This window comes from Polaromonas sp. (assembly GCF_012927415.1).
In the GTDB taxonomy this organism is placed as follows: domain Bacteria; phylum Pseudomonadota; class Gammaproteobacteria; order Burkholderiales; family Burkholderiaceae_C; genus Polaromonas.
Window position 1 is genome coordinate 1 of record NZ_JABBPF010000144.1, and the last position, 5,948, is coordinate 5,948.

Consider the following 5,948-nt stretch of genomic DNA (forward strand, 5'->3'; position numbering starts at 1 on the left):
GTACGGCAGGCGACTACTGTTTCCACGCCGAAACAGTGAGGGCGCTGACGTAGCGACCAGATGCCCGCTGCCACGCCCCACCACATCACGCCCAGCCAGGGAATGATGGGCACATAGTCCTCGGTAATCGGCTTACGGCTGATCAGTCCCAGCCAGTTAAAATAGTTTTGATTGAGAAACTCGACCCCTGTCCAATAAGTATGGGCATATATAGCTATGAATTTCATAGCAAATGCCAGGCTTCCCAATATCCACAGCCAGGCACCCCAAGCGGCTGTCAGGCGAACGATGAGCAGCATCACAGCCATGCCATGCAAGACGCCAAAATAAATGAAGCTTTGCGGAAACATCGCGTAAGAGCCCGCACTGACCAGCAGTGCGCAACCGACAACCTGTCCCCAGCGCCGCCAAAACCTTTGCCAGCTTTGCCCCTGGCTGACCGCAATGACCTGTCCCAGGCCAGCCGTGAATAGAAACAGGCTGACAATGGCCGTGCGTTGCCAGGTCCAGAACGGATCATCGTGGAAGTCTTGCCTGAGGTAGCCGAAATGGTTCAAGTCAAAACAGAAGTGGTAGGCCGTCATCCAGATGATCGCAATACCGCGAAGGGAATCGAGGGCGTTAAAGCGTTGGATCTGCATGGCAGCTAGTTTAAGCAGGGGTTACCTCAGAAAGCGGAAAAAATCGCACGCTAAAGCCCGGAGATTGGACGTAGCGGCCTGAACTGGTCCGCGCCGATCTTGGCGCTGCTGCGCCTGAGGCAATCGCCGTTCAGATTGAGGTGCTCCCAACCCAGCGGCGACAGATATTGAAACAGCGCGTCATCGACGGCATGACCATTGCCACGCAACGCATGCGCCGCCACGCTGTTCATCCTGGTGTTCCACAGCAGAACGGCCGCCGTAACCCGATTGAGGCCACTGACCCGGTAGCGCTGCGGCTCAAAGCTGCGCTCGCGGATTTCCTCCAGCCGGTTGCGGAACGCGGCGTGCCAGCGCGTTGCGGGCTTCGCCGTTGTTCAGCCCGGCATACACACGGCGACGCAGTTCTATGCTTTGTAGCCAGTCCAGGATGAACAGCGTGGCGGCGCAAGGTGGCGTAACTCTCGCCGATGCGGTGCAGAAAATCGAAGTCCTCGAGCTGGGCGAGCGTCTGCGCCTTGGGGACGCTCTCGGCGAAAGGGGCTCAGGACATGACGGCCTCAATGGCAGCAAACGGGTCGCGGCCCGACTGTTTGGCGTCGATCAGAACTTGGCCGATGGGCCCTAACAGGCGTACCTTCGCGTTGAACGGCTATAAAGGACCGACTTTTACAGGCGGAGAACTTCGCTTGCATGCTTTGAATTCTGAATTCTGAAGCGACTCCAACCATGACGTTTTTAAGCGAGCTTGAACCAGGCTTCGCCGACAGTACCGATGCAGCTCACAAACATGTTCACCATCTGCCAGGCCGGATTGGGCCGCCATGAACCAATCCGCACTAATTAAAATTCTTCTGGCGCCCAGACTCCTATTGGTCCTTCTTGCTTCTGCGCCCTGCAAAGTTGAGCGCAGCGATGAAGGCGTTGACTCGGGACGCCATAAAGCCGGGCCGCGCTGTCTCTTCGTCTCCGATTTCGAGGACCTGACCCCGTTGACGGTCGTCAACGGGCCACTCGACCTCCCCGGCCGGCCTGTGATTGCGCACAAACGCGGCCCAACGATCGCCGGTCCGGCGCGGGGCCCGGGGGGGGGGCGGGGGGGGAGGGGGGACCACGCCGGTACTTGCGTTAGGGCCGACGTGATTGAAGTAGTAGCGCCAAGTCGGTGCCTTGGTGCTGTGCAGATACGCAATACGCCGCCCGAATGCCGTGAAAAGTGCATCGCGTGCCACTTCGCGGCCGAGCTGGCTCTGGTCGGAGACGCCAGGGTACAAAGATCGAACAAAAATGCGCGCCTTGCCCATTTTCTGCACCAGAACGGCAGGATCGACGCCGAACGACTCCACCACGCTGGCGTCGTCACTGTTGTTGCCGATGATGAGCGGAACCGGATGCTCTCGCCCTTTTTGAAAGGCTTCGAGGAGGGGCATAGGGATGGCCTCGTCGCCAACAATGAAGCTGGGGGCAAGCGATATCTTTTGCCCACGCTCGGCCAGGCGATCCGCCCGAATGCTCCTCAAGGATGCCGCGCTTGCCTGGGCACCCGGAAGCCCCATGGCAATAGCGAGCGCGACGCCTGTTTCTTGGGCTTTGGCGCGTGAGTGGCTAGGGATCCCGTAAGGGCTTTGGGCGATGGCGCCGCTGAACAGCCCTGCGGTCAATGGCGAGGCCATCAGCGCAAGAACGCTCTGGGCCCCGGCGGACTGGCCTGCGATGGTTACTCTGGCGGGGTCGCCGCCGAAGGCATCGATATTCGATTGAACCCAGCGCAAGGCTGCAATCTGATCGAGTAGGCCGAAGTTGACCGGGCCACCCGGGGTCTCCTGGTCAAGTCCCTTGTGCGCGAAAAAACCAAACGCACCAAGGCGGTAGTTGATCGTCACCACAACATCGCGGCGAGCCAGCGCGCTTCCATCGTAGATGGGAAGTCCACCGCTGCCAAAAATGAGGGCGCCGCCGTGAATCCACACCATCACAGGGAACCGGGCGGTCCGTTCGACACGCGGGCTGAAGACGTTTAGATAAAGACAATCCTCGTCCAGCCTACCTGGATCACCGCCGTTTTCCAGTGATATGCCACGCGTCTGCATGCAGGAAGGGCCGGCAGTGGTAGCCTGCCTGACCGCAGTCCATTTCACGGTGGACTGCGGTGCGCGCCAGCGCAGGGCGCCAACCGGCGGCGCCGCGAAGGGAATACCGCGAAAGATGTTGATGCCCTTGGCCTCCAGCCCTTGAACGGGTCCGGACGCTGTCACGGCCATGGGTGCCTGGGCCAAGCAAGCCATTGGCACAGCGATCAGGAGCGCCAGCACGAGGTTGGCGTTCGACCAAAGTCGTCGAATCATGGTGCCCTTTGCAGTCGGGGGACCGGACAGGCAAGGTCACCTTCGGGGCACGCAGTCAGACGGAGCAACTCTGCAGTGCGCTGCCTTGTCATCCTGTCGGAGCACTGCCACTGGACCATGGATCGGGCAGTTCCGTTTCCGACCGGGCTCGCCTCGAATTGGCAAGTTTTGGTGCTGTATGCCAGCCAAGATTTTTGCACCTGCCGCCACTGCGATCGCTGCGCTGATGTCAGCGCTGTTTCGATGAGGCGCAACTGCCGGCTCATCCCTGCCGACGCTTCAAGAAACTCTTCATACGCACAGTCATTCATGCCCCCTTGAGTGTCGGCGCCTGCGCATCGACCCGCATTCATTTTCACCATGCGCAGCTGCAAAACAGGGGCCGGTGTCGACGCGGGCACCACCGTGTCCGTCGACATCCACAGCCCCTGCGGCGTTTCGATTCGGGCTCGCAGCACAGTGCGACTCGTGGAAGTGACCAGGCGCTCGTCATAGTCGAGCCGCCAGCGATACGGCGGCCCGGCTGCCAGTCGCAAGCGGGACGACGCCAGCTCGGTCGCCGGCGCATCGGCGCGAGCGGTGTCCTCGAGGCTCACGACGAGCACGGCACCTGCAGGTGGCATGATGCGTTCTTGATAGAGCGCTTCGCCTTCAACAGATGCGGCCCAAACAGGTACTGTCTGCAGGAGGCCGATCAGCACTGCCCAGCGCCACCAGCGCTGAGGAATCTGCTTCGCTTGGCCAAGGCCAGTTGGCTCAAGCCTGCGGGAAACGTGGCCGATAGCATAGGTCATCGTGAGAACGGTCAGGCTGAAAGCGAGCGAGACGCCAGCAAAGCCTATCCCCAGTCCCGCAAATGCAGCGGCAGATGCCGAACTGCCGCAACCCCCGGGACCGAGCCACATGGTGCCAAAGAATTCGGCGGTTAGGCAGTTGCTTGAGGGCATTTTCTACACGGGTTCTAATTGATAAAAAATGTGGGTGGCGCTATCAGCCTTCGACATGATGCGAATGACCCCAGCGAAGAGAGTTCACGCTTTAAACCCATAACTTGTCCGCAAACTGCTCTTGCCCCGCGTATGACCGGACATCTCCTGAGCGCAGTTTGACCCCCAAGGGGGCTGGCCGGCTTTGGGATTGCCTTGCATTGCCTGAGTTCCCGTAAAAATTTCATTTTCAGCGAGGAGTCCGGATTCTTTTCATTCAAGTGTTCGATAGCCTCAGGCAGCTCAACTTCCCGCAGATGAGGGAGTCATGCTGAATGGTATTGCGGAGTTTTTACAGCCCTACCGTTGCTTTGTCAACTGCATACCAGCGTATCGGTGGGCCCGACACTGAGTTGCCGACCAATGCGGTGGGTGTGACTCGAAATGTAGGGTGAATCGCTATCGGTCAAGGACTAGGGTTTAAAAAGTAGCGGAGCGAAAAACTCCTTTAGGCAGCATTGGGCTCAGCGTTGTCAGACACACGACTTTTCAGGTTAATTACTCAACTTCTGGTGCACCAATCTGTTGCAATTCGAGGGCCTATGGCAAGAAATTTTGCAACGCTACAAGCCTTGACAGATGACCAGTGAGCTATCGTTACAAAAGGATAATTTGTCCACGGTTTCCCAGTGGCGAAACGAATAGTGAATGAGGTAGACGCCGCCTTAGCTGGATTTTACGTTCCATTGCGCCCTGGCAGGCCGATGAAATACTCCCCGCGGCAGGTTGTCGCGTCCTCCCGATGTGCCATGCCGCTGACGAGCATGTCCCGCAACCAGTAACCGTTAACCGGCCTGCCACAGCAAACAGATACCGTCTGTGCTGAACCATGGTGCTGCCAGGCTACCTGGTCAGTGAGGTGGTGGATCTGTCCAGTCCCCGCGTGCTATACATGCGAGATGCCTGAAAAAATACCTTTTTCATCCGTCACAAATGGCGACTGGCACTTGCGCGATGTGCATGAGCTCGCACGCGAGCACAAGGTTGACCCCGCCAGCGGCCTGCAAGCACATCAAGTCAGCCAGCGCACTTTATTGCATGGCGCCAACGAACTGCCCACGAGCAGCGGCCGCAGCCTGTGGTCGCTGGTGATCGATCAGTTCAACGACTTCATGATCCTGGTGTTAGTCGCAGCGGCGGTAATTTCGGGCGTAATCGGCGATTTGATCGATACCCTGGTGATTCTGGTCATCGTGCTGCTCAATGCGGCCATCGGACTGGTACAGGCCTGGCGCGCCGACCAGGCGCTGGCGGCGCTGCAGCGCCTGGCAGCCGCCCAGGCTACCGTGCTGCGCAGCGGCCAATTGCAACAGGTTCCGGCGCAAGCCTTGGTGCCGGGCGACATCGTGTTGCTGGAGGCTGGCAACCAGGTGCCTGCCGACCTGCGGCTGATCGACATCGCACAGCTGAGAGTCGATGAATCGGCTCTTACCGGTGAATCTGTCACGGTAGCCAAGCAGGCCGGAATACTCTCTGGCGCGGTGCATGCGCTGGGGGACCGGCTCAACATGGCCTTCAAGGGAACCACAGCCACGCACGGACGCGGCCGCGGATTGGTCGTGGCGACCGGCATGTCCACTGAACTGGGCAAGGTGGCCCGACTGCTGGAGCAGGACACTGACCGCAGCACACCGCTGCAGCTGCGCCTCGCCGCGTTTGGCAAGCGGGTGGCGCTGGCCGTACTGGCAATCTGCGCGGTCATCTTTGCGGTGGGAGTGCTGCGCGGCGAGTCGCCATTGCAGATGGTCCTGGTCGCCGTGAGCCTGGCAGTCGCGGCCATTCCGGAGGCGCTGCCGGCCGTGGTGACGGTGCTGCTCGCGCTCGGAGCGCGCAAGATGGTTTCCTTCAACGCACTGATTCGTCGCCTGCCATCTGTCGAAACACTGGGGTCGGTCACCACCATCTGCTCGGATAAAACCGGCACGCTGACGCAAAACCGCATGCAGGCAGAGTGCCTGCTCGCGGCAGGCGAAAGC

The 5,948-nt window shown here is 59.8% G+C and carries 5 protein-coding genes and 1 pseudogene; 2 read left to right on the forward strand and 4 right to left on the reverse strand.

What is annotated here, in order from left to right:
* Positions 1 to 641, reverse strand: a 641-nt coding sequence (locus HHJ19_RS12425; RefSeq protein ID WP_296907825.1) for a heparan-alpha-glucosaminide N-acetyltransferase, incomplete at its 3' end; no start/stop codon positions are given.
* Between the two features lie 50 nt (positions 642 to 691).
* A pseudogene (locus HHJ19_RS12430) lies at positions 692 to 1,034 on the reverse strand (Tn3 family transposase).
* A gap of 46 nt (positions 1,035 to 1,080) precedes the next feature.
* On the opposite strand from HHJ19_RS12430, the gene HHJ19_RS12435 reads away from it, so the two are divergent.
* On the forward strand, positions 1,081 to 1,269 hold the full coding sequence (locus HHJ19_RS12435; protein WP_296907832.1) for a hypothetical protein: 189 nt from the start codon (positions 1,081 to 1,083) through the stop codon (positions 1,267 to 1,269).
* Between the two features lie 241 nt (positions 1,270 to 1,510).
* Here the strand turns inward: HHJ19_RS12435 and HHJ19_RS12440 are convergent, their stop codons facing one another.
* Both HHJ19_RS12440 and HHJ19_RS12445 read right to left on the reverse strand, forming a co-directional pair.
* Positions 1,511 to 2,986, reverse strand: coding sequence for a carboxylesterase family protein (locus tag HHJ19_RS12440; protein WP_296907828.1), 1,476 nt, complete (start codon positions 2,984 to 2,986; stop codon positions 1,511 to 1,513).
* A complete protein-coding gene (locus tag HHJ19_RS12445; protein WP_296907830.1) occupies positions 2,983 to 3,933 on the reverse strand; it encodes a YbaY family lipoprotein in 951 nt (316 codons plus the stop codon). The genes HHJ19_RS12440 and HHJ19_RS12445 overlap by 4 nt, the downstream gene beginning before the upstream one ends.
* Before the next feature lie 938 nt (positions 3,934 to 4,871).
* Here HHJ19_RS12445 and HHJ19_RS12450 point away from each other — a divergent pair.
* A partial coding sequence (locus tag HHJ19_RS12450; RefSeq protein ID WP_296907831.1) for an HAD-IC family P-type ATPase occupies positions 4,872 to 5,948 on the forward strand: 1,077 nt, incomplete at its 3' end.